This window comes from Paenibacillus sp. FSL R7-0313, from assembly GCF_037969885.1.
Classification (GTDB): Bacteria; Bacillota; Bacilli; order Paenibacillales; family Paenibacillaceae; genus Paenibacillus.
Genome location: NZ_CP150219.1, coordinates 4,110,963 through 4,137,242 on the forward strand (window position 1 = coordinate 4,110,963; position 26,280 = coordinate 4,137,242).

Genomic DNA, 26,280 nt, shown 5'->3' on the forward strand with positions numbered 1-26,280 from the left:
GGTTCTGTTCTAAGCGGATGCACAGTCATAAGTGACCCCAAGGGTTTGATGAGAAAACCAATGATGTCCACCGATAAGGAGAAACTGTACAACGTGGTTCAGGTTAAACTGCCGCCAGAGAGCACATTGATTCGTCCCAAGGATATGAATAATACCAGCATGATTCGGGTGGAAGACCTGAACGGGGATGGAACTCGGGAAGCGATTGTTTTTTATGAGACGCCAAATGAGAATGTGCGAATCCATGGCATGATTTTGGAAGAGCAGGGAGGCACATGGGTTAAAAAGCTTACATTTGATGTGCCGGGAAATGAGCTGCAATCCTTTAAAGTATTGGATATTACGAATGACGGAAATCCGGATATTATTCTTGGTGTAAGTCTGCAGGAGCAGAAAGCCCTGACTGCATATTCCTACAAGGGCGGGGCACTGGAGCAGGTATTGGGTGGAGTTCCGTATAATCAATATATCATTGATGATGCGCAGGGGAACACGCTGGATTTGAGCGGAGATGGTAAAAGTGATTTTGTTATCATTTCGCTAAACAACAGCGGCTTTGCAACGATTGCGTTATACCAGTACGAAGATGGCAGCTTCAAGGAAGTTGATCGGGTGCAGACCGATTATACCGTTAAAGAAGTTTATAATGCTCTGGGCGGAGAGATCGCCAAAGGACAGATGGGCATTGTACTGGATGCCGAGCTGGATGATCGGAGTTCCTTCTCGCAAATTATGTATGTTAAAGATAACAAGTTAGTCAATGCTTTCAAATCACCGGATCAAACGTATAGAGATGACAAAATTTTAAGCGGTGATGTTGATAATGATGGTATTATTGAGTTTGGACTTAAAGAGACTCCAAAAGGTTGGGAGCATTACGTATTTGACTCTCGGTTGTGGTTTTACACCTATTATCAGTGGGATGGCAAAGACAGTAAGAAATTTGTCTCATTCCAATTCCGGGATGATGCTGATTTATTTCACCTAAATCTCAAACCAGAGTGGTACGGTAAGATCACTATTGACACCAAATCGGAGAAGGAAAAATATATTCGATTTAAAATGATTGATACGGACGAAACCGTGGCAGAGATCAAATATTTCACCCTTTCCAAGTGGGAACAGGAGAAGGGTAAAAGCTGGAAGGAAATTACGCGTACCAAAGATCGGGTTATTGCTTCACGAGTAGCACAATCAGAGGCGGGTAAAGATGCACTGAGCAATACTTCCCAGCTGAATAGAAAGGGAGAACTTAATGAGTAAAGTACTTATTCTTGAGGATGAAGAATCCATCCGCAGTTTTATAGTGATTAATTTAAAGAGAAACGGATTCGAAGTGCTTGAAGCGGGTGACGGTCATGAAGCGCTTCGCATACTACAGACGGTACCGGATATTGATCTGGCTCTGCTGGATGTTATGGTACCAGGTATTGATGGATTCGAGGTGTGTCGACGGATCCGTGAAACCAATGAACGTCTGGGCATTATCTTTTTGACCGCGAAAGTTCAGGAACAGGATAAAGTGTACGCACTCTCCGTTGGTGCAGATGATCACGTTAGCAAGCCTTTCAGCCCAACAGAGTTGATTGCACGTATTCAGTCATTGTTACGCCGTGTGAACGTGCATCGGGAAACTGCGGCGAAGGTTACGTTCCAGTCTGGGCCATTTTCACTGGATCTGATCTCGAAGCAATTCAAGAAACAGAATGAAGCCATTGAGTTGACTCCAACGGAATTTTCCCTGATTCAGTTTTTCCTGGAAAAAGAAAATACACCGCTTAGCCGTGATGTGTTGTTAGATCACGTATGGGGAAAAGAGTACATGGGTGATCCAAAAATTGTGGATGTCAACATTCGTCGTTTGCGTCAAAAAATTGAGAACAATCCTTCCGAGCCCGAATACCTGCAGACAGTTTGGGGTCACGGGTACAAATGGAAGGGCCGGGAGCAATGATTAAAAAAGGCATTACTCGGCAGATCGTACTACATTATTTCTTTGTAGTTTTTCTCGCTCTGCTGTTGGTCGAATTCGTATTTATGTTGGCGGTTCAAAGGTATTATTATGAGAGTATCTACAATACGATTAGTACCCACATTTCTAATTCAAAGGACTTTTTCGAGCCGATCGCTCGTGAGAATACTACGGAGGATGGCAATAATCTGTCTAGACTCCTTGTGAACTTGGCATTGTCCAATACTGAATTGGAAATTTTGGATCTGAACGGGCGCGTATTGGCGAGTTCAACTGCTTTTGAATCTGACCGTGCTGTTCTGCAAACCAGTGATATTATGCAGGCTTTGAATGGGGATATGGGACGCTGGATTGGAAGACAACCAGGTACTGGAGAATCCGTCATGGCCGTTTCACACAAGTTTGATCTGGGCGGCGAAAATACTTATGTTATTCGATATCTGACTTCACTCGAAGATGTGAATTCAAAGCTGTTGAATATGGGATTACTCGCCGCTGCGGTCGGTGTTGGCGTGCTTGCTATAGTGTTGATCATCAGTATTGGTATGGCAAATTCCATTGTACGTCCAATCAACAACATCACGGCAGTATCTGCCCAAATGGCCAGAGGACGGCTGGATGTCAGGGTTAAGGGGAATTATAAGCACGAACTGGGCGAATTGGCATCAACACTTAACTTCATGGCACATGAGATTGTGCGCAGTAATCAGATCAAAGATGATTTTATTTCTTCGATCTCACATGAATTAAGAACACCTCTTACCAGTATTAAGGGCTGGAGCGAGACACTGGATTCGGGCGGTTATGATCCGGAAGAAACCCGTATCGGTATGGGTATCATTTCCAAGGAAACCGAACGACTGATTGGACTTGTTGAAGAGATGCTGGATTTCTCCAAATTGCAGCAGAATCAGATGAAGCTGGTCAAAGGAACGGTCAACATTCGTGAAATTGTACAGGAAACGATGTTGAATGTCTGGGCCAAAGCGGAACAAAAACAGGTCCATCTCAAGTTGGAAACGGACGAGACTCGTGCTTATAATGTCCATGGAGACGGCAATAGACTAAAACAAGTCTTCTTAAACGTTGTGGATAATGCGATCAAATTTTCACATGAGAATTCCTGGATCTTCTTGTCCGTCAAAGAGGAGAATGGTCAGATCATTGTAGCTGTTCAGGACACCGGTATCGGAATTAGTGAAGAACACCTAATCAAAGTACGGGACCGCTTCTTCCAAGTAAATCATCAAAATGGGGGAACGGGATTGGGTCTTGCGATTACACAAGAACTGGTAGAACTGCATGAGGGAACGATCACGATGCAGAGTGAACTTGGATCTGGTACAACCGTTACGGTTACATTACCGGCTGTGTCTGAGGAAATGGTTCCAGAAGAATCTGTAACACAATCTGGGGATGCTGAAGTCACAGATGAGCGAACAGCAAGCGAGGCAAAATCGGATCTAGAAAAGTCTTAAGGTTTTAAAAGATAAGAGATTTTTCTACCTGATGCTCGAGCATGTACGCTTTATAACATCCATATCAACACCAAAAAAGGCGAGCCATCTGAGGCTCGCCTTTTTCATATTATGTTTACTTCATTATGAAGAAAGTTCACCAGCGCGCAAGCGCCCACTTTTCTCATATACTTCTTTCAACATACGAACAGGTTGCGTACGGACAGCCGGTTTGGCAGAGACGATCTCGTTAGGTCCAACGACCACAATTTCATCCGCCGTACCTTTAACGATTGCACCGTCCTTGATTATTGCACCTTCACCGATGATGGCGCGTTCGATGTGAACCCCACGGCCTATGCGTGCGTTAGGCATAACGACACTGTCTTTAACTTCAGAGCCTTTACCCACTTCTGCGCCGCAGAAGATAACGGAACGTTCTGAACGACCTTCGATTGCACAAGAGTCGTGAATCATGGAAGTAACATGTTCGATCTTTGTATTTCTTGCTTTGTAAGCACTTGGCTTGGAGCGCCAGTCGCGAGTAAACATCGGCCAGTTTTCTTTTTGCAGACTCCAGTCTTCCTCGTTGTGTAACAGGTCCATATGTGCATCCCAAAGGCTCTTAACCGTACCAACGTCTTTCCAATACCCATTAAAGTTATAGACAAAGAGGGGATTGTTTTCGTTCAACATCTGTGGAATAACATCTTTACCGAAGTCATGGCTGGACTCAGGGTTAGCAGCATCTTCCAAGAGATGGCGCTTCAGATACTCCCATTTGAACATGTAAATGCCCATTGAAGCCAGATTACTTTTTGGTTCAGCCGGTTTCTCGGCAAACTCCGTTACACGCAGATCAGCATCGGCAGCCATAATCCCAAAGCGATGTGCTTCGTCCCATGGAACTTCCATAACTGAAATCGTTGCTGCTGCGTTATTAGCCTGATGAGCCTCCAACATATCACGATAATTCATATGATAAATATGGTCACCCGACAAAATTAGAACATTTTCGGGGTTTTGTTGATCAATATAGTCGATATTTTTATAAATAGCATCCGCCGTTCCCAAGTATTCGTCATTTCCTGTATGATAAGATGGAAGTAAGGAAATTCCTGCCTCACTTGAGTTGCCATGTCCCCATGGTTCTCCTCCACCGATATGATCGTGTAACGATTCCGCTTGGTACTGCGTCAATACTCCTACAGTATCGATCCCTGAGTTTACGCAGTTACTGAGAGGAAAATCGATGATCCGGTAGTGCCCGCCAAACGGTACAGCGGGTTTTGCGATACTCGAGGTTAAAGGGGCTAATCGCTTCCCTTCTCCTCCCGCCAACAGCATAGCGATGCAATCTTTATTAAACATAATCGTTTCCCTCCCAAAATATTGTGCATTGTAGTACATCATTAACGCAAAGTAGAGCAAATGAAACTATTGTTACTGTAAAAATTCAGAAAAAAGACAACATTTTCTAAACCACCGCATTTTTCTTTTCAACTTGGCTAGAATGGGGTAATGGTAACTGTTATATCTATTTTCTTGAGAAGAAGGTGATCTCTTGGCCATTCAACCGTTAGCACACCCGGACTTATTGCCGGAGCATATTTATTTATTTCATGAAGGTAACCTTCATCACAGTTATCGAATGTTGGGCGCGCAACCTGAGACTTGCGATGGCCGTCAGGGGTATCGCTTTACCGTATGGGCACCAAATGCCGCAGAAGTAGGACTGGCTCTGGACCGCAATGAATGGAAAGGCGAAAAGGAACCTTTATATAAGATACCCGAATCAGGATTTTGGAGTCGTTTTTTTCCGGAAATCAGTGAAGGAACTTTATACAAGTTCCGTATACTAACGGAAGATGGTACAGAATTGCTCAAAGCGGACCCATATGCGTTTCAAGCGGAGGTTCGACCTCAGACAGCTTCTGTCACCAGTTCAATCGAAGGGTATAAATGGAATGATGGAGCCTGGAGACGCAAACAACGTGCCATGTATAACAAACCTCTACATATTTACGAAATGCACATGGGAACCTGGAAGCGCAAAGAAGACGGAAGCCTCTATAGTTATCGCGAGATAGCTGATTTGCTCGTTCCTTACTTATTAGAAATGAAATATACACATGTTGAGATGATGCCCCTCAGTGAGCATCCATATGACCTTTCGTGGGGATACCAAAACACAGGCTTTTACGCGCCAACCAGTCGTTATGGGCATCCAAAAGATCTGATGTACCTGGTGGATACACTACATCAGGCTGGAATTGGCGTATTGCTGGATTGGGTACCTGCACATTTTGCCAAAGACGCTCATGGGTTGCGTATGTTTGATGGTACGCCTTTGTATGAGTATGCAGATCCGATGTTAGCAGAGAAGCCGGGCTGGGGTACACTTAGCTTTGACTACTCGAAACCTGAGATTCGTTCATTTCTGATCTCCAATGCGTTATATTGGATGGAGATGTATCATTTTGACGGACTCCGTGTTGATGCGGTTACGAGTATGCTTCGGCTTGACTTTGAGAAGCAGCCAGGACAATATCGTACCAATGATGAAGGAGGTCTTGAGAACAAGGAAGCCGTAGCCTTTTTGCAGCAGCTGAATGAGACGGTGTTCAAGTATTTCCCTTATGCATTGATGATGGCTGAAGAATCCAGTGCATGGCCAATGGTGACTTTACCTGTAGATGAAGGTGGTCTGGGTTTCAATTACAAATGGAACATGGGCTGGATGAACGATACGCTTGATTACATGGAATCTGATTTTCATGAGCGTCCTTCCAAACATCATTTGCTGACTTTCCCGGTCGTATACTCCTTTGCTGAAAATTATGTGCTACCTCTGTCACATGACGAGGTTGTTCATGGCAAAAAGTCGCTCCTCGACAAGATGCCAGGAACCTATGAGCAGAAATTTGCCGGCATGCGTGCTTTTCTGGGCTATTTTATGACTTTCCCAGGGAAAAAGCTGTTGTTTATGGGTGGAGACTTTGGCCAGTTCATCGAATGGAAAGATGAGGATCAACTGGATTGGTTCTTGCTGGATTATGACAGTCACCGCAATTTGCATAAGTTTGAGCGTGAGCTGTCTAACCTTTACTTGAGTGAAAAAGCTTTGTGGGAGCTTGATCATTCCTTGGACGGTTATGAATGGATCACTCCGGATGATCAGGACCAGAGTGTCATTTCATTCGTACGCAAAGGAAAAAAACCTGCGGATACACTCCTTGTGCTCATTAACTTTCAGCCGGTCAAGCGGGAGCGTTACCGGATTGGTGTCATGCGTCCCGGTATGTATACCGAAGTACTGAACAGTGACCATTCCGTTTACGGCGGTTCAGGCATTACTAATGATATGCAACTGCCTACCGAAAAGATTCCTTTTCATGGGCATCCGCATAGTCTCGAATTGGTATTGCCTCCGCTGAGCATCGTGATTCTAAAAAAGAACACGCGTCGGAAAACGGATGAATCACCTGCGAGTATCACTTCCGTTAGTTCAAAAACGAAGAATAAAAATGAAAGCAACACGCTCAAACCGAAGAGGAGGACAAAGGCATGAATATTCTATTTGCTGCTGCTGAAGTACATCCATTTATCAAAACAGGAGGCCTTGCTGACGTAATCGGTGCTCTCCCGTTTGCATTGAAGAAGAGCGGGGCAGATGTGCGGGTGATTATGCCTAAGTACAAGGGGATTCCCGATGAGTATAAAGACGCGTTACAGCCTGTAATTACAACAGATGTGCCTCTTGGCTGGCGCAGACCCTATTGTGGGATTGAAATGCTGGTTCATGATGGAATTCCAGTGTATTTTGTGGATAATGAGTATTATTTTGGGCGTGATGGAGTGTACGGGTATATGGATGATGGCGAGCGTTTCGCCTTCTTCAATCGTGCGGTTCTCGAAGTGTTGCCACAGATTGAGTTCAAACCTGACGTGCTGCACAGTCATGACTGGCATGCAGGAATGATTCCTTTGGTGCTTGAAGCCCATTACAGACACGATTCATTCTACAGTGATATTCGTACGGTATTCACCATACATAACTTGTTGTACCAAGGGGTATTCCCGCATGAGTTATTCAGTGAAATCCTTGAGCTGGACGATCGATATTTCACCGTGGATGGAGCCGAATATTATGGTAATGTCAATTTCTTGAAAGCAGGAATTGTGTATGCTGACCATGTGACAACCGTAAGCCCAACATACGCACAGGAAGTGCAAACGTCTTATTATGGATACGGCCTGGACGGACTGCTCAGTTCACTTGGAGATCGTTTCAGCGGGATTGTGAACGGAATTGATACCAAGAGTTACAACCCGGCAACGGACACCAAAATTCCAGTGAAATACAGAACAAGTCTGTCCAAGAAAACGGAGAACAAAATTGAGCTGCAAAAGGAACTTGGACTTCCTGTTCGTCCTGATGTACCACTCATGGTGATGGTGACAAGGCTCGTGGACTCTAAGGGGCTTGATCTGGTCTGCCGTATCCTTGATGAATTGCTGTACTATGATGACATTCAATTCGCGGTACTGGGAACAGGAGAGCCTATGTATGAACACTGGTTCCGTGAAGCCGCTAATCGTTATCCGCTCAAAATGTCTGCCCAGATCACCTTTAACGATGGATTATCCCGCCGTTTCTATGCAGGCAGTGATATCTTCCTGATGCCATCGAGGTTCGAACCTTGTGGTATTAGTCAGCTGCTAGCTCTGCGATACGGTAGTGTGCCTCTCGTAAGGGAAACAGGCGGTCTGAACGATACTGTGCAGGCATACAATGAGTTTACTGGAGAAGGGAATGGTTTCTCATTCACAAGCTTTAATGCACATGACATGATGAATACCATTCGGCGTGCTGAGGAGATCTACAAACAGCCAGAACACTGGAAGAAAATTGTGAAAAATGCAATGGGCGGAGAATACAGCTGGAACGTCTCAGCTGAAGAATATATGGACATTTATCGCCGGATCACACTTGAGCCTGTGAACTGATGCACTCCTGAATAAGTCGCAGCAAATTATGCTGTGGCTTTTTTTAATCAAATAAACAAAACACTTCCAAAGTTCAGAATGAAGTATCATCTGAGACGGTGGAAGTGTTTTTCTTTTATATGACTGCTGAATTTAAACCTCAGTTGTGTTGGATAGTTGCCGGATCAAGTTGTCTGTACAAAATGCGGTACCCATAGGGGTCAAGCTTAATATTCATCATTCCATCGGTTGGAAACACAGGATCTTCAGTTAATGCATCCTTCCAGTCTTTTGTTTCCATGGGATGAGAAAGCGTTCGATCTTGAGGTGTATTGTTCATCCATATGGTAAAGTGGAGGTTGTCATCTACACGTTCGTACACGATACAAGGATCATTATGATCAGCCTTGAGGAAACGGAAGCGTCCTTTGCGCAGCGCTTCATTGCTTTTGCGTAAATCGATCATCAGACGATAAAAATCATAAAGTTCTCTGTCTTGCTTGGCCGGGTCCCATTCCATACATTTTCGACAATCCGGGTCAGCATCACCACTAATCCCAACTTCGTCGCCGTAGAAGATACAAGGTGTTCCGATATAGGTGAAAAGAAATACAACCGACAACTTTAATCGGCGTTTGTCTTCCCCTAACCGGGTGAGCAGGCGAGGGGTATCATGGCTGCACAGCATATTAAAGATGACCTCATTCGTTTGTTGCGGATAGCGCATAATCAGTGATCCCATCTCGTTCGCAAAGTTATAACCATCCATTGAACCACAGAAGAACTGAAGCACTTTGTCGGCAAACGGATAGTTCATGACGGAATCGAATTGATCTCCCATAAGCCAGGTCAAGGAGTCGCTCCATACTTCACCAACAATATAGGCTTTAGGATTTGCTGCCTTAACAACCTTGCGAAAATCACGCCAAAAATGGTTGTCCACTTCATTTGCTACATCCAGCCGCCAGCCATCCAGCTTGATTTCCTTAATCCAGTACTCTGCTACATCGAGCAGGTAAGCCTTAACCTCAGGGTTCGCTGTATTGAACTTGGGCATGTTGCCATAGAACCCAAATGTATCGTAGGTAGGTATACCATCCTTGATTTGAACCGGATATTCATTGATGTGGAACCAATCGGCATACTTAGAGTTTTTTCCATTCTGGAGAACGTCTTGAAAAGGAGGGAAGTCTTCGCTGCAATGATTAAACACCGCGTCAAGCATGACACGTATACCCAGGCGATGACATTCTTCTGTCAATTGTTTGAGCAGGGCATTATCACCGAAATGAGGGTCGACTTTTTTATAGTCAATCGTGTCGTATTTGTGGTAGGAATTGGCCTGGAATAACGGGGTAAAGTAAATGGCGTTCACGCCAAGTTCAGTTAGGTCATACAGATGATCCAGCACACCTTGCAGATCTCCACCAAAATAATTGTCTAACTCAGGTTTGCCACCCCAATCATGGGTTTCTTTTGGATTGAGCTTGGGATCTCCATTAGCAAACCGTTCCGTCATGATCTGATAAAAGACGGCTTCTTTGGCCCACTCGGGCACCTTAAACACATCGATCTCGTGTATATATGAGAACTCATAATATCCTCCGGTGGGATAGGGGGTCTCATAATGAATTCCATTGTCCGCTAGGAAAACATCTTCTGAACCGGCAGTTATCCGAAATATATAGGTGAGACGTTTGAATTGTGGCTTGACGGCAGCCTCCCAATAATCAAACATGTTATCAGAAGCAGCCTTCTCCAATTGAATTTCCTTGTACGTTCCGTTCCAATCGTACTTATCTCCGGTCAGTGCAGTCACGTATTGCACATCATTACGTTTGGTTCGTACGCGCAGATGTATGGTAGAAGAATTATAGGCATAAGCCCACTTGTCACGAGGAACATGATACATGGCTTCGAGCAGCATGACAGCACCTCCTGAATATAGGATAAGTTATAAAGGTTGTTCAAAAGCCCGCTTTTGATTACAAGTGATGCCTATCGGGCATCATTGGCATCGAATATGGAATTCAGCCGAAATGTCCGTTGCTCACGTAGTTTTGCCTACGCTCCGCTACTCCATTTCTAGCTTCATCCCATCTTCTCGGTACTGAAAACCGGTCTTTAGAACACGTACTTATAGTTATATTTAACCAAGTTAGCCAGCAAAGAATCATATTTACTGTAATAAAATGCATTATTTTCATCATTTTCAAAGGTTTCTTTCACAGCATTTCCAGCTTTGTGCTGATTATACTTACTGCTAATTTAGAAAAAGGGTGCCCTGAACAGCTTGGAATTCAAGATTGTTCAGGGCACCCCTATATAACATGTTGAAAGTGAATTTTAGCGAATAGCTTGCTCGAACTCCGTGCGGATGGTTTGAAGCAGCTCTGGCTGGCTCAGTACGTCATAGGCTGTTGTAGCAAGTGCCTTTGCTCCCAGAATCATGCCATCCAGCGCGCGCTCCTGTAATGCAAGGTCACGGAAGGCTATGGAGTGCAGGGTATGCACCTCGTCTACAACACGAATGTAGGGATGGATTGCAGGGCATTTCAGGGAAACGTTACCGATGTCCATGGAGCCATGATCATTACCACTTACAATCTCTTCTTGCGGGATGCCGAGTTCCATCAGATTTTGACTAAACGCAGCTGAGAATGCTTCATTGGTAACCATCTCATCATAGGACGTTTCATAGTTGGATGTCACGAGCTTGCAACCTGTCTGCAAAGCAGAGCCTTCAGCGATCTGAATCACACGTTCTGTGAGGATATTCAATTCTTTGCGAGTTGCTGCACGTACATAAAATTGCGCAGAAGCATAGTCAGGAATGATATTTGCTGCCTGACCTCCGTTGTTGATCACACCATGAATCCGAACGGTGCTTTTCACTTGTTGCCGGAATGCGTTGATTCCGTTATACGTTTGAATGACGGCATCAAGAGCATTAATACCTTCGTGCGGACTTGCAGCAGCATGTGAAGAGCGGCCATGGAATTCAAATTGCACAGCATCAATAGCCAGTGAGCTGCCGGACTTTTCGTAGGCATAATACGGATGCGCCATGAGAGCGACATCACAGTCATCGAACAAACCTGCTTCCGCCATCGGTACTTTGGCACCACGTGTCTCTTCAGCGGGGGTACCAAACACTTTAATGGTTCCACCTACTTCATCCAGAATGGATTTCAGCCCAACAGCAGCACCAAGACTCATCATACAGATCAGATGGTGACCACAAGCGTGACCGATCTCCGGCAAGGCGTCATATTCACACAATAAAGCAATGGTAGGGCCGGGTTTGGCGGCTGAATAGGTTCCGATAAAGGCTGTCTCCAGTCCAAGGATTGGAGCCTCTACAGTGAAACCGTGGTAGACCAGTTCTTCTTTTAGACGAGCAGAAGCAAGGAACTCTTCATTTCCCAGTTCGGGATTGGCACCGATATATGATGAAATGGCTTTGAAACGGGAAGCATATTGATCAATAACCGTCAGTATCTGTGATTTGTTAGATGTCATTAGTAAACTCCTTATGCAAAAATGAAAATAATTCATTGATTATATCATGTTTGCTTTATTTTTTCAGAAACAAGTCAAGATTTGTAATGTCAAAATGCATTGCATAATCATGCATTGTACTTTATAATGACTCAGTCATCAACATGAGAGAAGCATACAAAGTATTGTAAGGGGAGAGAACAAGGTTGAAATTAATAAGTCGTTACACCATGATGCTGTTGACCTTTGTTGTTCTACTGACGACTGCCGTTCCTGTGGCACTTGCAAGTGGAACTACAGATAATTCAAGCAGTAAAAAACTGGTGCTCGGTACAAGTGCCGATTTTGCACCATACGAATTCCATAAAGTGATTAATGGCAAAGATGAAATCGTCGGCTTCGATATTGAGATCGCCAAAGAGATTGCCAAAGATCTTGGCGCTGAGCTTGTGATTGAGGATATGGGCTTCGACGGTCTTCTGCCTTCATTGCAGAGCGGGCGTGTTGATCTGGTGATTTCAGGTATGACGCCGACGGATGAGCGGAAGAAAAGTATCGATTTTTCCGACACCTATTATAAATCAAAACAAGTGATTATGGTTCGCAATGTGGATAAAGACAAATATCCAACCATGGCAGAACTTGAAAATGCGAAGATTGGCGTTCAGAAAGGCTCCATTCAGGAAACGATCGGACAGAGTATTCCAGGAGCGAAGCTTACTGCGCTGGATAAAATCTCGGATATTGTGCTTCAACTGCAAACAAAACGCATTGACGCGGCAATCGTTGAAGATACCGTTGCTGCAGGTTATCTGGACGATATCATTGGACTTGCTGCTGCTGTTCCGGACGAAGAGCAAGCAGAAGCGGCAATCGGGATTCGTAAAGGTAATACCGAGCTGCTAGCTGCAGTAAATGGAACACTGGAGCGACTGAAAAGTGAAGATAAAATCAATCAGATGGTGACGGACGCCAGCCTCTTGATGGCGGATAAAGCGAACAAATCACAAAATATTTTCCAAGTATTCTGGGAGTACAAAAGTTTCTATGCTACAGGTGTAGGATACACACTTCTGTTGTCTGCACTTGGGGTTATCTTCGGGGTAATTATTGGATTGATCATCTGTTTGTTCCGTTTGCATGACGCCGCAATCTTGCGCTGGATTGGTACAGCTTACGTTGAAGTGATTCGTGGCACACCGATGCTGGTACAATTAATGATTATTTACTATGGTTTTTCTCTGAGCTTTGGCATTAACTTTACTGCACTTCAGGCAGGTATCATTACACTTTCAATCAATAGTGGTGCCTATCTGGCGGAGATTTTCCGTGCAGGTATCCAAGGTGTGGATCGTGGTCAGTTGGAGGCAGCGCGTTCCCTCGGAATGGGCAGAGGTGCAGCAATGCGTTACATTATATTGCCACAAGCCTTCAAAGCTGTATTACCAGCGATCGGTAATGAATTTATAACTATCATCAAAGAATCCTCCATTATCTCAGTTATCGGTATGGTGGATATTATGTATCAGGCAAGTGTAGTCAAAAACATTACGTATCAAGGCTTGAGTCCATTTTTGATTGCAGCAGCCATCTACTTTGTAATGACGTTCATTTTGTCCAAGCTGCTGGGACGACTGGAAAGGAAGTTGAGTGCAAGTGATAGACGTTAGACAATTACACAAATCTTATGGAAATAACGATGTGCTTAAGGGCATAAACGTGACGATTGGCAAAGGTGAGGTTGTCGTGGTCATCGGTCCTTCCGGTTCAGGTAAAAGTACTTTCTTGCGTTGTCTGAATCTGCTGGAACAGCCTACCTCAGGAGAGATTGATTTTGAAGGTGTGTCAATTACGGACCCCAAGCACAACATTAATGCAACTCGTGAGAAAATGGGCATGGTGTTCCAGCATTTCAATCTGTTCCCACACAAAACGGTACAGCAAAACATCACGATTGCTCCGATTAAAGTGAAGAAACAATCCACTCAGGAAGCGGAGAAAATTGCCGCTGATCTGCTTAACACCGTGGGCTTGTACGATAAAAAAGATACATTCCCGAATCAGCTGTCCGGTGGACAGAAGCAGCGGATCGCCATTGCTAGAGCATTGGCCATGCAGCCGCATGTGATGCTGTTTGACGAGCCTACTTCTGCACTGGACCCCGAGATGGTCGGCGAAGTGCTGGATGTCATGAAACGTCTTGCAGAAGGCGGGATGACGATGGTCATCGTAACACATGAGATGGGTTTTGCACGTGAAGTGGGAGACCGAATCCTGTTCATGGATGGCGGGGTTATTGTGGAAGAGGGAACACCCGATGAGGTATTTGGAGCTCCAAAAAATTCACGTACACGTGATTTTCTTGCCAAAGTACTCTAAATGAAGTGTCAAATAGCGTTACTGACTTCGAGTCGGTAACGCTATTTTTTTGTGCGCATTAATCACTTATAGATTTGAAAAAGTAACTTTTCTGTTACCAAATGTAAAGGAATCGGGTCGTCCAACATTTCTAAAGTATCCTGTATTCTTACATATGCTTACATGTTAAAACCATTTGGTAAGAATTACTACAAGTTCAGGTTACAAAATTGTGATATATTGAACTCTGCCGAAACTTCCGGACAGGGAGTGCGGGGGATGTAACGATGCAGATTGTGCAGGGGGAAGATCTACAGCACACTGCTTGGGGTGAATTAGGGGTACATAACGTTTCAAATGTAATGAAGAACCTATAGGGTGGGCTCCTCATCCGAATCCGACAACTAACTTCGCAGGCACAATGAGGGAGGAAGACCATGATTAACAAGAAACGTATAGCCAAAACAGCAGTAGCATTATTGACAACAGCAATGCTCATTCAAGCCGTTCCGGCTCACGCCGATTCAGTTCATGTGGCCAAAGAAGGGGATACCTTCTACACCTTATCAAAACAATATGGAGTAGCAATCAACACGTTGGTTAAAGCAAACAACGACATTTCGCCTTACAACATTTATGGTGGTTTGAAAATTACGATTCCCGGTAAGGCAAACAATGTAGCAGCAGCTGCGGCAACGGAGAGCAAGACCCAAGCGAAGACTGTTACTACAGCAAGCTTGGACGTTAACACAGATAACAAAGTTGTTCAGGCTTGGGGTAAAACATTCGATTACAGCAAAGCTGTGAACGTAAAAGCAACGGCATACTCTGCAGATCCGTCTGAAAATGGAGGATGGGGTGCTGTGGATTACTTCGGCAATGATCTTGAACTGGGTACGATCGCAGTTGATCCAAGTGTGATTCCACTTGGAACCAAAGTACTGGTAACCGGTCACAGCCATCCGGGATTGCCAAAACAGGCTTTTGTAGCTACAGCTCGTGATGTGGGCGGTGCAATCAAGGGTCACCGGATTGATATCTTTATCCCGGGTAGCAAACAGTCTGTAAGCACATTTGGTTTTCAGGATATCGAGCTGTACATTCTGAAGTAGAGAGATCATAACATTTAAAATGAATTCAAACAGGGTGTCTGCCAGTCGCTAATCTGCGATTGAACAGCACCCTTTTAATATTCGCATTTATTTGTTATCACGGTCATCCTAATCTTTGGCCTTTGGCAATCCCAACATCTCGTCCAAGGTGACCAGTTCATATCCCCGGTTACGCAGTTCTTCAATGATTTCAGGCAATGCCTCAATCGTACCGTTCAGGTTAGATCCCACACCGCCTCCTGCATGTTGTAGAACGATGGAGCCAGGTTTCACGGCAGATAGGATGTTATCCTTCACCTCTTCCTTGGAGAGGCCTTTCCAGTCCAGTGAGTCAACGTTCCAGTTCACAATGCTATAGTGTTGTCTAGCTGCCCATTGCAGCTGTTCTTCATTAATGTCTCCATAAGGCGGCCGAATCATCTTGGGCGTATATCCCGCTAAATGTCGAATAATATCCCCGGTATGTAAAATTTGTTTGCGAAAGGCATTCATCGACAGCTTACTGAATTCAGGATGATTGTAGCTGTGATTACCAACCAAATGCCCTTCCTTAACGATGCGTTTAACCAGATCGGGATGTTTCTCAGCACGACTACCCACGATGAAGAATGTAGCTCTGACATTGTATTTCTTCAATACATCCAGCACTTGTGGAGTAAACCGTGGATCAGGTACATCATCAAAAGTCAGTGCAACCTTCTTTGTTGAAGGACCATTGGTTTTGAACGTATCGGCATATTTTTGACGTAACTGTCCCAATGTCAGTTGTTCTTCTTCAGCAGAATCCGAACCTGATACTGATTCAATTGACGGGCTTGAAACATCCCGCGATGAAACTGGAGCATGATATCCCCCGAGAAAAATAACGATAACCATCAGCATAATGAGGCGTACGCGCATAATAACAGCCTCCTTTTCCAAAATGACGTTCTCCTTGGTATGCCCGGGGGTTCCATAAAATATGCGTAGTGTGAGAAGTTTCATTGCGGATTTAGCTTATGACAGCCATAATTCCTCCATATATAACATATAGAAAAGGATAGGTGGATAGGATATGAGTACATATGATTTGAAATCCATACGTTTACAGGTGATTGAAGCAGGAGAGGATAAGGTTTTTCTCGTTACCGGAGGAAAGGCGCATATTGGCGCCGTAGCCACGTTCTACGTGGATCATGAGCGCGTAAGCGGGACGACGGTACATATTCCTGGGCATAAGGAACAAGAGCTGTGTGAGCGGCTTGCCCGAAAGGCTGCCCTGCAGCTGAAAGTAACCGTTACGGTGATCATGGGTATCCATTTTGATTCCATCACGCGGATGCAGATCGACGAAATCGTGCAGACTGCAGAGAGGCTGATGGAGGATCATCTGAACAAGGATAAACGATCTTCCTAACATAAAGAGCAATCGCATGTTTTGATTTTATTTGCTAAAATTGAAACGAGTTGTAGATTGTTACGTATGTATGTTTATATACGATGTAATATCGACTAGGAGGAATAACATAATGTCCATTTTCAAACGATTGCGTGATTTAACAATGTCTAACGTTAACGCCATTATTGACAAGGCGGAAGATCCAATCAAGATGACGGACCAATATATCCGTGACATGCAAGAGGATCTGGAAGATGCGGAGAAAGCAGTAGCTCAACAGATCGCCATTGAGAAGAAGTTCAAGCAGTTATTCGAAGAGCAGGAAGCACTTGTGAAGAAACGTGAAGAGCAGGCGCATACGGCGGCACGTGCTCAGAATCTGGATTTGGCTCGACGTGCTCTGGAAGAGAAAAAGGCTGCTGAAGAAAAGATGGCTGAGTACAAAACCAGCTATGACCAAAACAAGGCTTCTGCAGATAACCTGCGTGGCAAGCTCGACGAGATGCGTAAGCAACTGACTCAAATGAAGAACAAACGCGAAACACTGGTAGCCCGCTACAATGCAGCAAAAGCCCAAACGGAAATCAACAAAGCGTTGAATGGGTTTGGCTCTGATACTGCAAGTGCTGGTATGAAGCGTATGGAAGAGAAAATGATGCAGATGGAAGCACAGGCAGAAGCAAGCAACGAAATGTCTTCCAAAGGCAAGTCTTTGGATGAAGAGTTCGAGAAGTTGGGTAAAGATCAGGCTGTTGAAGACGAACTCGCAGCATTGATGAAACAGTACGATAATAAGAACTAATACCTTGGTTGTCAGCAGGGTTAACCAGCGGAGGAGAAGAGTATTTCTCCTTCGCTTTTAAATGCGGTTCATGTTGATATGTGGGGGCTGTGTAAATGGATTTGAATATTTTGGCGATGCTGGTCTGGACCGGTTCTGGTTCGGTTTTGCTGTTTGTCTTGATGTATGTAGATTCACTGTTCACGAAATATAAGGATTTTGCTGAAGTTAAGGCTGGCAATATGGCAGTAACCACACGTATGGTGATGAAATTATTTGCACAAGGGTATGTACTCGCTACGTCCATTTCTACGGCTGGTCATCTTGGAGAAGCATTGTTGGTCTCCGTTGTATCCTTTATCATTTTGTTGATTCTGGAGAGTGTTGTACACTTTATGATTCGCAAATGGGCCAATCTGGATCTGGATACGGGAATTCAGCAAGGGAAGACAGGATACGGGTTGTTCTCTGGCGCTTTACATATCGTGGGCGCACTGATTATTGCAGCTTGTTTATAAGATAAGGAACAGGAGTAATTCTCATGAGTGTATGGAAACGAATTAAAGGAATACTAACGAAACCTGAACCACCGCAGGCAGAGAAAACGATGCTTCAGCTTGCACCTGGTGATATCTGTGAGGTTTCTCTGGTCACTTATGAAGTTGTTGGTCGGGTACAAAATCGTGCTCGAAATGCAGTTGTGCTCACGCTGCAGGATGGTACCGCATTTCGATATTTGCATATCGAAGAACGGGAACTCACACGTTACGCTCTATATACACCAATTGATGGCAGGCTTGATGCACCTGATGAGGTGCCCACATTGCTGGACCTGGATGGACGCGCATATCATCTGGAAGAAGAGTATGGAGGCATGGTATCAACGGCAGGTAGAACTCCATATGGCCAGGCTGGAGAACAATTGGTATGGCAGTATCAGTCGGATGATAATATGCTTCTTCGGGTGGAGTGGCAAGACAGAAGATTTACACTGTATGAGGGTGAGTCCATTCTTCCTGCGGATATCAAAGTGATTCGTTCGAGCTAGGAGAGGTTCCAATGAAAAAACGCTTGGCACATGGATTAAAATTAATGCTGGTCCTCAGCCTTGTGATGTCTCTATTGTCCGCGTGCGGAGCAGCACCTTCTGTTCAGGACACATATCCGCTTGAATCGGTTAACGGGAGTGGTAACTCAACGTCCTATGTGTACCGGGCTTCGGACCGTACCGTTCCGGAAGTGGCTCAGGATTTGTCTGACCAGCGGCAACCGGATCAGATCTCGGCAGAGAACACAGAGCGTATGTTCCTCGTGTATCAGGACGAGTATTATCACCTGCAACAAGACCCGAACAAGCCGGAGGATACCTTGGTTGAGGTGGACTCCAAGGAATATGTTCGGCAGAACTACGATTCATCTTTTTTACAAGGTTACCTCACTGCTACATTAATTGGTAATCTGTTCGATTCTTTTGGCGGGCGAGGTTATGGCAACTATCGAGGATATACCAATAAAGATACGTATAAACCGAGTGCAGGATCTTATCGTGCACCAACAAGTAATGACAAGAAGCTTGCTCCACCCATTACTGTTGATCGGAAAGGTACGATTACAAGGCGCGGAAGCGATAAAGATTCAAGCGTGGGATCTGGCGGAGGATTATTCAACCGCAACAAGGATCAGAGCAAGGGAACCATTGATCGTAACAAAAGCAGTGGTGGCCTGGGCGGGTTGTTTGATTCACCTAAGAAATCCTACAAAAAACCAAAAACCAGAGTGGGCGGCGGCCGAATTAAGAGGCGAAGATAATAAACATCTAATCATAAGGATGGCTGCCAATCGCATAGTTCATTTAAGAACAGTGAAAAGGGAAGGCGGATTCACCTCGTCGGCACATGACCTTGGAACTGTTCTTTTTGGTTTATGATTTGCGAACATGATTGGATTTGCGCACACGGGGAATCGTTGAAGCAGGCTGTTTACGAATCCAGCGGATAAATGGAATCATTCGTTCATCCTGTCTCAAGGATTGCAGGTCCGTGAGTCCAAGCGTTACAATGTCGCGATTAGTGTATAGCGAATGAATCTGTTTGTGACAGGGGATGCACAGGTTGGCCGTTGGCAGAAATGTTCCTCCCATTTCTTTGGGTGTCAGATGATGAACAGTCGTATTCACAGGTTCTCTTCCGCATAATTCACATCGTTTACTCATGATCATCGCCTCCGTTTGTCAATTATATTATGGGCAGACAAGATGCCTTTCATGTTGAACAAAGGTCAAGGAATGTTACACCTGTAAGAAATAAGAGTTTGTCACAGGATTCAATAAGTGATGTACTTGTTATCTTACAGTATTCGGGCTACACTTTCTTAAAAGATGATATGTCTCTAGGAGGTAAGAATACTTTTGAAAATGAACTCACATTCACATGATATGACAACTGCCAAATTCAATCGTACAGCTGTACAGGTACCGGATGCCCAGGCCAAAATAGCTGCAAGAGTTACTGTTGGCTCCATAGAGAAAGTTCATCTTGAATCTGCTCATGGCCGCACACTTGCAGAGACCATTCAGGCACCTCATCCGTATCCATTCTTCCGGAGATCGGGTATGGATGGATTCGCGATTATAAGTACAGATACCATAGATGCTTCGAGTGATCATCAAGTTTGGTTTCGAGTAATTGATGAAATTCCTTGCGGCTACACCTCGGACCACACCATTGTTTCAGGTACGACGGCTCGAATAATGACCGGTGCACAGGTTCCAGAAGGTGCAGATGCGGTAGTCATGATGGAGATGACCGAGAGCAAGGTAGAGAACGGAGAACAATGGATTGCATTGAAACGGCACATATTGTCGGGTGCTAACATCACCCCAATTGGACTGGAAGTCCAAGAGGGACAGCAACTGCTCGAAGCAGGAACGATCATCAGGGCAGGAGAGCAGTCCGTGTTAGCTACTTTTGGCATAGCAGAAGTTCCCGTATTTCAACGTCCAAAGGTGGCGATATTCGCAACCGGCACGGAATTGCTTGATGTAGATGAGCCATTGCAACCAGGTCGGATTCGAAACAGCAACAGTTACATGCTGCGCTCTCTGGTTGTTGAAGCAGGTGGAGAGCCTGTGATGTACGGTTCTATTGCGGACGATGTGAATACAGCAAGGGCCAAACTGGAAGAAGCCATTCAAGATAATGATATCGTGGTGACCACAGGTGGTGTATCCGTCGGGGATTATGATATTATGGGCGAACTTGTGCTGGAAGAGCATGTGGAGATGTTGTTTAACAAAGTGACGATGCGACCAGGCAGTGTGACTACAGCTGCTGTATATAAAGATAAATTGCTATTTGCACTTTCCGGTAACCCTGGGGCTTGTTTTGTGGGCTTTAGTTTGTTTGTTCGTCCAACCATTCGTTCCATGCAGGCGGATGCTCATCCTTATTTGGAAGAATGGACTGCGATCTTGGAAGAAGAGTACACCAAAGTGAACAATTTTACACGATTCGTTCGTGGACGCACAGAGATCCGCAACGGCATGGTGTACGCGATACCGGCTGCCGCCCGTGTAGATGAATCCAGCGTGATGATCACCATTAAGGACAGTGATTGCCTGATTGTTGTTCCACCTGAGAAAAAAGGTATTCCTGCGGGTGAGCAGGTACGTATTATTAAACTTCCCACAGGTCATGTGAGGTAGTTGGTAGATGACTACAATGAGTGATACAAAACCACATATCATACAGATTGTTGGATACAAAAACACGGGCAAGACAACCCTGACAGCCGCGTTGATCGGGCACTTTTCTTCCTTGGGACTTAAGGTAGCTGCGATTAAGCATGATGGACATGACCATTTTGAGATGGATCAAGAAGGAACGGATTCGTATCAATTTGGAGAGGCTGGGGCCTCGGCGGTGGTTGTCATGTCAGAGAAACGTACTGCGATTATGGAGCGACAGGCAACCAAGTTGGAGGATATGTTAAGTCATCTGTCCGGTTATGATTGGATTGTCATTGAAGGATTCAAGGATGCTACTTATCCCAAATTCGTGATGGTTCGAGAAGAGGAAGATCTGACCTTGATTGATCAGCTTGAAGGGGTAGTGGGTATGATCTCATGGTTACCATCAGAGCAGTTTATAGAGCGGAGCACCGTAAGCAGAGATATAACATGGTACTCGGTTCATGAAACGGTGGATATAGCCAAAGCGTTGTTAGCGATGGTTGAGAGCGAGTGAAGGCAGAATCGTGAATTCGAATCGTGGAAACGTCAAGAAGTGGGATATTATGGTGGCTAGACATGATTGAATGTACAGAGAGCGTGATTGATCCTTTTCAAATATACCGTAATATTTATTATGTAAACTATAATCATATCTACTTATGCTTTTCTTCTTGAATGATGCAAAAAAACAAAAAAGCAGCAGACCTTTCTCGGATCGAAATCCTTGATGTGGCTTGCTGCTTTTATTCTGTTCGGGATGTTACATCCCGTCATCAGTACGACGTTCGATGGCTTCGGACATCGTTTTGTCGGTAAGGTGAGCATAGATCTCGGTTGTTTCCGTAGAAGCATGTCCAAGCTGCTCCTTCGTTTTGTAAATATCATTTTGCAAATAATAGTCGGTTGCAAATGAATGGCGTAATTTGTGCACGGTCAAGTAGGGTTTGCCAAAGCGCTTGGCGTATTTCATGATCATGGCCTGAATCGCTCTTTTGGTCATTCGACTGCCTTCTGAATCTCCGTTACGCAAAGCAATGAACAGACCTTTCTCCCGCTTGGGCGTACGGTAACGTGATTGCCGCAGGTTCATATAAGTTGCGAGTTCGTCCTTGGCTTGCTCCCTGAAATAAACGGGTGTTTTGTACGTCTCATCATTGTTACCTTTGCGATAAACATACAGGAGTTTGTTGTTCAGATCGAGATCATCGACGTTCAGGTTCACAACTTCCGACACCCGTAAGCCGGAATTCAGAATCAGGCTGGCAATACAGGCGTCCCGTTCTTTGTTGATTTCATGGGAGTACAGTGCCTGTTTGTTCTTCTCCATATCAACAGCGTAACCTTCAAGGATATAGCCGATAAATTCCAGCAGTTCCTCTTCCTCCAGAATTTTACCTTTGAGTTTGGCAGCGGTGTCCTTGGGTTTATGGGTACGCTTGATCTCGATTTTGGCCATAATGTTCCGCTTCAGCAAAGGATAAAAGTCTTCATCTTCCGCAATCTGGCTCAGGTAATGGAAAAGGGAGCGAAGGGAAGAGAGTTTGCGAGAGACGGTAATTCTGGAGTTTGTTCCTTCCCGTTTGGTTGTGAGAAATAACCGATAGGCGGTAACTGAATCCATGCGTAGGACTTCCAGTTCATTCAAAGTTACTTCTTTATTAGAACTTGCCTCGGACAGCCCTTCTGCTCGCAACCATCCGAAGAAAGCTTCGTAATCTCTCAGATATTCGAGCAGGGTAGAGGGGGACAGGTCAGGCAGCTTGTAGTCCATGAATTGCTGAACGAACCAAGGCATGGAAGGTAGTTTGTCATCCAGCTTGCGTCGATCAATCTCTTTTTGCACGTTGGTCAAGTTCGACACCTCCATGTGAAAAACATATAAAATTAATATTTAATGAATTAGTATTCTATGCTCTAGTGTACCATAATTTACATGCTCACAGCTTGTTCACCAAAGCAGGCAGTAAGTAGGGTATGCTTCCTTGCCCTTCGGCGCGTAAACCTTTAAAGTAATCAGTATACGTAGAGCAGAGGAGGTGAACCGGATGAATATGAAAATAGAACTGGTTCCCCGGGAACGCAGTCAGGTGATTCGGCATTTAATGCAATTTTATCTATATGATTTTACCAAATACCTGAATATTGATGTGGACAGTAACGGAATTTTTCCGGAATATCCGGGTCTGGAGGCATTCTGGGCAGAAGAGGACCGCAAGTTTCCTTTTTTGATTACAAGTGATGGGGCACCTGCAGGGTTTGCTCTGGTGGAGAAATTGGAGCCCGGAAGTAAGGATAACGACTACTATTTGACTGAATTTTTTGTAATGCAAAAATATCGGCGCAGTGGGGTGGGAACTCGGGCAGCCTATGAGCTGTTTAAACGTTTTCCAGGAAGATGGAAAGTGACCCAGGTTCGTAACAATGTCATTGCCCAAGCGTTCTGGCGAAAAATTATAGGGGATTATACCGGAGGCCGTTTTCGAGAGAAGTTCCATCCGGAACTGGGCAATCCAAGCCAGTATTTTGTAACCTGATTCCCATCAGGGTTTACCTACATATAAAGCATTCTGCTTGAATACTGAAATAAAGAATCTAATGAAGGAGTGAGTAGCATGAATGTACCCACATTCCATCTCGATGGACAGACAGCACTGGTGACAGGTGCAGGGAGAGGGATCGGAAAAGCAATTGCGATTGGACTTGCCCAGTCAGGCAGTGACGTTGTACTTGTATCCCGAACGATGAAAGAAATTGAGGAGACAGCCGCCTACATCTATGAACAGACAGGGCGTAAAGCGCTAGCTCTGACGGCGGATGTGACATCAAAAGAACAAATGGAAGAGACGTTTCAAGAGGCAATATCGGAGATGGGTAGTCTGGACATTCTGGTGAATAACGCAGGTATGAACATACGGACTCCAGCACTTGAAGTGACGGACGAGCAGTGGGAGACCATCATGCAGACAAACTTAAAATCGGCTTTCTTCGCTTCGCAATTGGCGGGTCAGCATATGAAAGAACGTGGGACCGGGAAGATCATTAACATCTCTTCGGTAGGCGGTCACACGGCTTTGCGGACAGGGGTTGTATATGGCGCGACCAAAGCTGCGTTAATTCATATGACCAAAGTGCTCGCACTGGAATGGGGCAAGTATGGAATCCGTGTCAATTCAGTAGGGCCATGGTATTTCCGAACCCCTCTGACTGAAAAACTGCTGGATGATCCCCAGTATTTGCAGGAAATTGTAAGCCGCACACCGCTTCAGCGCGTTGGAGAACTGGAGGAAGTGGTAGGACCGGTCGTGTTCCTGGCATCGGATGCAGCCGGATACATAACGGGTCAGACGTTACTGGTTGACGGTGGAATGTCCATTTATGGCTTCTAAATAAATGAAGTTGGTTGTAATGGAAAAGTGGGTGGCATAACCAACTCTTGAGTAATAACATAGGGAAAAAGTTAATCTGTATTTCTATTTATCTGTACCCAATTCACTGAACTTGGAGGAAGATAACCATGGAAACGCGCAAGTACGGTAATACTGGCATGAACGTAAGTACACTTGGATTTGGCGGAGCGGAAATAGGCAAAAATGTATCCAAAACGGATGTAGCGACATTGCTGAATAGTGCCCTGGATGCGGGATTAAACGTAATTGACACGGCTGAATGTTACGGTGACAGCGAGGAATTAATCGGTGAGGTGCTGTCACATCGGCGTGATGACTACTATTTGTTCACCAAATGTGGACATGCTGCCGGGGTCGAAGGTCCGGATTGGGATGCCAAAGTACTGGAGCAAACAATTGACCGTAGTCTGAAACGGCTGAAAACGGACTATGTGGATGTTATCCATTTGCATAGCTGCTCCGAAGAAGTACTCCGACAAGGAGCAGTAATCGAAGTGCTACAGCGTGCCAAGGAAGTAGGAAAGACCAGATTTATCGGATACAGTGGGGATACAACAGATGCGCTATATGCGATTCAGACCGGAGTATTTGACAGCCTTGAGACTTCATTAAATATCGCAGATCAGGAAGCAATTGATCTTACGTTGCCTGAGGCAAGAAAAAGAAACATGGGTGTTATCGCGAAAAGACCTATTGCCAATGCGGCCTGGACGTATGAAACACTTTCGGAAGAGGCTTATCCCTTTATATACTGGAAGCGCTTAAGCGAACTTAACTATGGTTTTCTGGGTGAAGATGCCCAGGCAGCAGTGGAGACAGCACTGCGATTTACACTAAGTACCGAAGGTGTAGATACGGCTATTGTAGGAACAGCCAAGCCCAATCGCTGGCAGCAAAATGCCGACCTTGTGGCTAAAGGGCCACTTCCGCAGGAACTGTATGATGAGATTAGAGCACGATGGAAAGAAATCGCCGGAGCAGATTGGACTGGCCGGACTTAATTTGGAAATATTCGCGAAGTCGCCATTATGGCGGCTTTTTTTACGACAACATAAAATATTTTCAACATATGAAAAATTCACAACAATGATTGGAAAAGAGGCTGTGAAAAATACTAGAGAATAATGCCTATACGTCAGCCTAGTCCGAAAACGGGCGAAAAAAGATGAAAGAGGAAAAATCCCAGGAAGTAGCCCTTCTTTAAAACAACTAAATTTATAAAAAATGACGAAGCTATTGAGATAATACGAAAAAGAGGCATTCTACGTTCAATTTAAAAGAAATAACGACTTATTTTATAATATTTCAATATATGAAAAATTCACAATAGAAAGATCATTTTCTCACCCTAGTTACCATCTCTTATATAGTCACATTGACGCACCACCAAGTTTAAAAGGAAAACCATTTTAAGCAATTGAAGTCAATACTTTTTTGTGCGGATTTTAAATAGGATTGGGAATATATCTTTATGAATGATGCGTAAAAGCATACAGCTTAAATTCATTATCAGAATAATATTAACATATTAATTATTATGTAAACCAATAACAATTCTTTTGGCAATACAGACATAAAACCTCCATGACCTGTAA

Annotated in this window: 24 protein-coding genes and 1 riboswitch; of the genes, 18 read left to right on the top strand and 6 right to left on the bottom strand. The window is 44.6% G+C overall.

All coding sequences use genetic code 11. The features are described 5' to 3' along the window. The first annotated feature begins 48 nt into the window (after positions 1-48). The 3 genes from NSQ38_RS18105 to NSQ38_RS18115 are packed head-to-tail and all read left to right on the top strand — an operon-like array spanning position 49 to position 3,450. Positions 49-1,263 (top strand): hypothetical protein, encoded by a 1,215-nt coding sequence (locus tag NSQ38_RS18105; RefSeq protein ID WP_143780983.1) that lies wholly within the window; start codon positions 49-51, stop codon positions 1,261-1,263. Next, positions 1,256-1,954, top strand: a complete 699-nt coding sequence (locus NSQ38_RS18110) for a response regulator transcription factor (protein ID WP_017688086.1) — start codon at positions 1,256-1,258, stop codon at positions 1,952-1,954. The genes NSQ38_RS18105 and NSQ38_RS18110 overlap by 8 nt, the downstream gene beginning before the upstream one ends. Further along, positions 1,951-3,450, top strand: coding sequence for a HAMP domain-containing sensor histidine kinase (locus tag NSQ38_RS18115; protein ID WP_339783281.1), 1,500 nt, complete (start codon positions 1,951-1,953; stop codon positions 3,448-3,450). The genes NSQ38_RS18110 and NSQ38_RS18115 overlap by 4 nt, the downstream gene beginning before the upstream one ends. Positions 3,451-3,573: 123 nt before the next feature. Here NSQ38_RS18115 and NSQ38_RS18120 read toward each other — a convergent pair whose 3' ends face one another. Further along, complete coding sequence (locus NSQ38_RS18120; protein ID WP_339783283.1) at positions 3,574-4,800, bottom strand: glucose-1-phosphate adenylyltransferase; 1,227 nt, start codon at positions 4,798-4,800, stop codon at positions 3,574-3,576. Positions 4,801-4,993: 193 nt separating this feature from the next. On the opposite strand from NSQ38_RS18120, the gene glgB reads away from it, so the two are divergent. Next, positions 4,994-7,000, top strand: coding sequence for a 1,4-alpha-glucan branching protein GlgB (gene glgB, locus NSQ38_RS18125; protein ID WP_339783285.1), 2,007 nt, complete (start codon positions 4,994-4,996; stop codon positions 6,998-7,000). Further along, positions 6,997-8,439, top strand: coding sequence for a glycogen synthase GlgA (gene glgA / locus NSQ38_RS18130; RefSeq protein WP_338587212.1), 1,443 nt, complete (start codon positions 6,997-6,999; stop codon positions 8,437-8,439). Before glgB ends, glgA begins: the two co-directional genes overlap by 4 nt. A gap of 139 nt (positions 8,440-8,578) precedes the next feature. On the opposite strand, the gene NSQ38_RS18135 is transcribed toward glgA, so the two are convergent. Beyond that, positions 8,579-10,345 (bottom strand): alpha-glycosidase, encoded by a 1,767-nt coding sequence (locus NSQ38_RS18135; protein ID WP_339783286.1) that lies wholly within the window; start codon positions 10,343-10,345, stop codon positions 8,579-8,581. Between the two features lie 419 nt (positions 10,346-10,764). Beyond that, the gene (locus NSQ38_RS18140; RefSeq protein ID WP_339783287.1) at positions 10,765-11,940 is read right to left on the bottom strand and encodes a M20 family metallopeptidase; all 1,176 of its coding nucleotides are present in this window, start codon (positions 11,938-11,940) and stop codon (positions 10,765-10,767) included. 185 nt (positions 11,941-12,125) lie between these two features. On the opposite strand from NSQ38_RS18140, the gene NSQ38_RS18145 reads away from it, so the two are divergent. From NSQ38_RS18145 to NSQ38_RS18155, 3 genes are all read left to right on the top strand, one after another. Continuing rightward, positions 12,126-13,589 (top strand): ABC transporter substrate-binding protein/permease, encoded by a 1,464-nt coding sequence (locus tag NSQ38_RS18145; protein ID WP_091020753.1) that lies wholly within the window; start codon positions 12,126-12,128, stop codon positions 13,587-13,589. Next, a complete protein-coding gene (locus NSQ38_RS18150; RefSeq protein WP_017688094.1) occupies positions 13,576-14,298 on the top strand; it encodes an amino acid ABC transporter ATP-binding protein in 723 nt (240 codons plus the stop codon). The genes NSQ38_RS18145 and NSQ38_RS18150 overlap by 14 nt, the downstream gene beginning before the upstream one ends. A gap of 217 nt (positions 14,299-14,515) precedes the next feature. Next, positions 14,516-14,712, top strand: a riboswitch (cyclic di-AMP (ydaO/yuaA leader). 2 nt (positions 14,713-14,714) lie between these two features. After that, the gene (locus NSQ38_RS18155) at positions 14,715-15,389 is read left to right on the top strand and encodes a 3D domain-containing protein (RefSeq protein WP_338587206.1); all 675 of its coding nucleotides are present in this window, start codon (positions 14,715-14,717) and stop codon (positions 15,387-15,389) included. Between the two features lie 108 nt (positions 15,390-15,497). Here NSQ38_RS18155 and NSQ38_RS18160 read toward each other — a convergent pair whose 3' ends face one another. Continuing rightward, positions 15,498-16,289 carry a polysaccharide deacetylase family protein gene (locus NSQ38_RS18160; RefSeq protein WP_339783288.1) on the bottom strand — a complete coding sequence of 264 codons (792 nt, stop codon included), beginning with the start codon at positions 16,287-16,289 and terminating at the stop codon, positions 15,498-15,500. Between the two features lie 154 nt (positions 16,290-16,443). Between NSQ38_RS18160 and NSQ38_RS18165 the strand changes: the two genes are divergently transcribed. The 5 genes from NSQ38_RS18165 (at position 16,444) to NSQ38_RS18185 (ending at position 19,357) form a co-directional block, all read left to right on the top strand. Further along, on the top strand, positions 16,444-16,785 hold the full coding sequence (locus NSQ38_RS18165) for a hypothetical protein (RefSeq protein WP_051447323.1): 342 nt from the start codon (positions 16,444-16,446) through the stop codon (positions 16,783-16,785). A gap of 112 nt (positions 16,786-16,897) precedes the next feature. Next, a complete protein-coding gene (locus NSQ38_RS18170; protein ID WP_074095448.1) occupies positions 16,898-17,569 on the top strand; it encodes a PspA/IM30 family protein in 672 nt (223 codons plus the stop codon). A gap of 95 nt (positions 17,570-17,664) precedes the next feature. Continuing rightward, entirely contained in the window at positions 17,665-18,066 is a 402-nt protein-coding gene (locus NSQ38_RS18175) for a DUF350 domain-containing protein (RefSeq protein WP_036613690.1), read from the top strand. Positions 18,067-18,089: 23 nt separating this feature from the next. After that, entirely contained in the window at positions 18,090-18,596 is a 507-nt protein-coding gene (locus NSQ38_RS18180; RefSeq protein ID WP_076317633.1) for a DUF4178 domain-containing protein, read from the top strand. An 11-nt stretch (positions 18,597-18,607) separates the two neighbouring features. Continuing rightward, positions 18,608-19,357, top strand: coding sequence for a DUF4247 domain-containing protein (locus tag NSQ38_RS18185; protein WP_315935808.1), 750 nt, complete (start codon positions 18,608-18,610; stop codon positions 19,355-19,357). A gap of 112 nt (positions 19,358-19,469) precedes the next feature. Here NSQ38_RS18185 and NSQ38_RS18190 read toward each other — a convergent pair whose 3' ends face one another. Beyond that, positions 19,470-19,760: an HNH endonuclease gene (locus tag NSQ38_RS18190; RefSeq protein ID WP_091029422.1), complete on the bottom strand. Its 291-nt coding sequence runs from the start codon at positions 19,758-19,760 to the stop codon at positions 19,470-19,472. 201 nt (positions 19,761-19,961) lie between these two features. On the opposite strand from NSQ38_RS18190, the gene glp reads away from it, so the two are divergent. Then, on the top strand, positions 19,962-21,251 hold the full coding sequence (glp, locus tag NSQ38_RS18195) for a gephyrin-like molybdotransferase Glp (protein WP_338594984.1): 1,290 nt from the start codon (positions 19,962-19,964) through the stop codon (positions 21,249-21,251). 7 nt (positions 21,252-21,258) lie between these two features. Beyond that, positions 21,259-21,792 (top strand): molybdopterin-guanine dinucleotide biosynthesis protein B, encoded by a 534-nt coding sequence (mobB, locus tag NSQ38_RS18200; protein ID WP_339783289.1) that lies wholly within the window; start codon positions 21,259-21,261, stop codon positions 21,790-21,792. A gap of 246 nt (positions 21,793-22,038) precedes the next feature. On the opposite strand, the gene xerS is transcribed toward mobB, so the two are convergent. After that, on the bottom strand, positions 22,039-23,130 hold the full coding sequence (xerS, locus tag NSQ38_RS18205; RefSeq protein WP_339783290.1) for a tyrosine recombinase XerS: 1,092 nt from the start codon (positions 23,128-23,130) through the stop codon (positions 22,039-22,041). Between the two features lie 193 nt (positions 23,131-23,323). On the opposite strand from xerS, the gene NSQ38_RS18210 reads away from it, so the two are divergent. From NSQ38_RS18210 to NSQ38_RS18220, 3 genes are all read left to right on the top strand, one after another. Continuing rightward, positions 23,324-23,812 (top strand): GNAT family N-acetyltransferase, encoded by a 489-nt coding sequence (locus tag NSQ38_RS18210; protein ID WP_076250273.1) that lies wholly within the window; start codon positions 23,324-23,326, stop codon positions 23,810-23,812. Between the two features lie 78 nt (positions 23,813-23,890). Next, positions 23,891-24,664, top strand: coding sequence for a glucose 1-dehydrogenase (locus NSQ38_RS18215; RefSeq protein WP_127550538.1), 774 nt, complete (start codon positions 23,891-23,893; stop codon positions 24,662-24,664). A gap of 128 nt (positions 24,665-24,792) precedes the next feature. Then, a complete protein-coding gene (locus tag NSQ38_RS18220; protein WP_339783291.1) occupies positions 24,793-25,686 on the top strand; it encodes an aldo/keto reductase in 894 nt (297 codons plus the stop codon). Positions 25,687-26,280 lie beyond the last annotated feature (594 nt).

Bases quoted from the DNA above. Each gene is read 5' to 3' on its own strand.
- NSQ38_RS18105 (WP_143780983.1), top strand. From the start codon at position 49: ATGAGAAAACCAATGATGTCCACCGATAAGGAGAAACTGTACAACGTG.
- NSQ38_RS18110 (WP_017688086.1), top strand. From the start codon at position 1,256: ATGAGTAAAGTACTTATTCTTGAGGATGAAGAATCCATCCGCAGTTTT.
- NSQ38_RS18115 (WP_339783281.1), top strand. From the start codon at position 1,951: ATGATTAAAAAAGGCATTACTCGGCAGATCGTACTACATTATTTCTTT.
- NSQ38_RS18120 (WP_339783283.1), bottom strand. From the start codon at position 4,800: ATGTTTAATAAAGATTGCATCGCTATGCTGTTGGCGGGAGGAGAAGGG.
- glgA (WP_338587212.1), top strand. From the start codon at position 6,997: ATGAATATTCTATTTGCTGCTGCTGAAGTACATCCATTTATCAAAACA.
- NSQ38_RS18135 (WP_339783286.1), bottom strand. From the start codon at position 10,345: ATGCTGCTCGAAGCCATGTATCATGTTCCTCGTGACAAGTGGGCTTAT.
- NSQ38_RS18140 (WP_339783287.1), bottom strand. From the start codon at position 11,940: ATGACATCTAACAAATCACAGATACTGACGGTTATTGATCAATATGCT.
- NSQ38_RS18155 (WP_338587206.1), top strand. From the start codon at position 14,715: ATGATTAACAAGAAACGTATAGCCAAAACAGCAGTAGCATTATTGACA.
- NSQ38_RS18160 (WP_339783288.1), bottom strand. From the start codon at position 16,289: ATGCGCGTACGCCTCATTATGCTGATGGTTATCGTTATTTTTCTCGGG.
- NSQ38_RS18165 (WP_051447323.1), top strand. From the start codon at position 16,444: ATGAGTACATATGATTTGAAATCCATACGTTTACAGGTGATTGAAGCA.
- NSQ38_RS18170 (WP_074095448.1), top strand. From the start codon at position 16,898: ATGTCCATTTTCAAACGATTGCGTGATTTAACAATGTCTAACGTTAAC.
- NSQ38_RS18175 (WP_036613690.1), top strand. From the start codon at position 17,665: ATGGATTTGAATATTTTGGCGATGCTGGTCTGGACCGGTTCTGGTTCG.
- NSQ38_RS18180 (WP_076317633.1), top strand. From the start codon at position 18,090: ATGAGTGTATGGAAACGAATTAAAGGAATACTAACGAAACCTGAACCA.
- NSQ38_RS18185 (WP_315935808.1), top strand. From the start codon at position 18,608: ATGAAAAAACGCTTGGCACATGGATTAAAATTAATGCTGGTCCTCAGC.
- NSQ38_RS18190 (WP_091029422.1), bottom strand. From the start codon at position 19,760: ATGAGTAAACGATGTGAATTATGCGGAAGAGAACCTGTGAATACGACT.
- glp (WP_338594984.1), top strand. From the start codon at position 19,962: ATGAACTCACATTCACATGATATGACAACTGCCAAATTCAATCGTACA.
- mobB (WP_339783289.1), top strand. From the start codon at position 21,259: ATGACTACAATGAGTGATACAAAACCACATATCATACAGATTGTTGGA.
- NSQ38_RS18210 (WP_076250273.1), top strand. From the start codon at position 23,324: ATGAATATGAAAATAGAACTGGTTCCCCGGGAACGCAGTCAGGTGATT.
- NSQ38_RS18215 (WP_127550538.1), top strand. From the start codon at position 23,891: ATGAATGTACCCACATTCCATCTCGATGGACAGACAGCACTGGTGACA.
- NSQ38_RS18220 (WP_339783291.1), top strand. From the start codon at position 24,793: ATGGAAACGCGCAAGTACGGTAATACTGGCATGAACGTAAGTACACTT.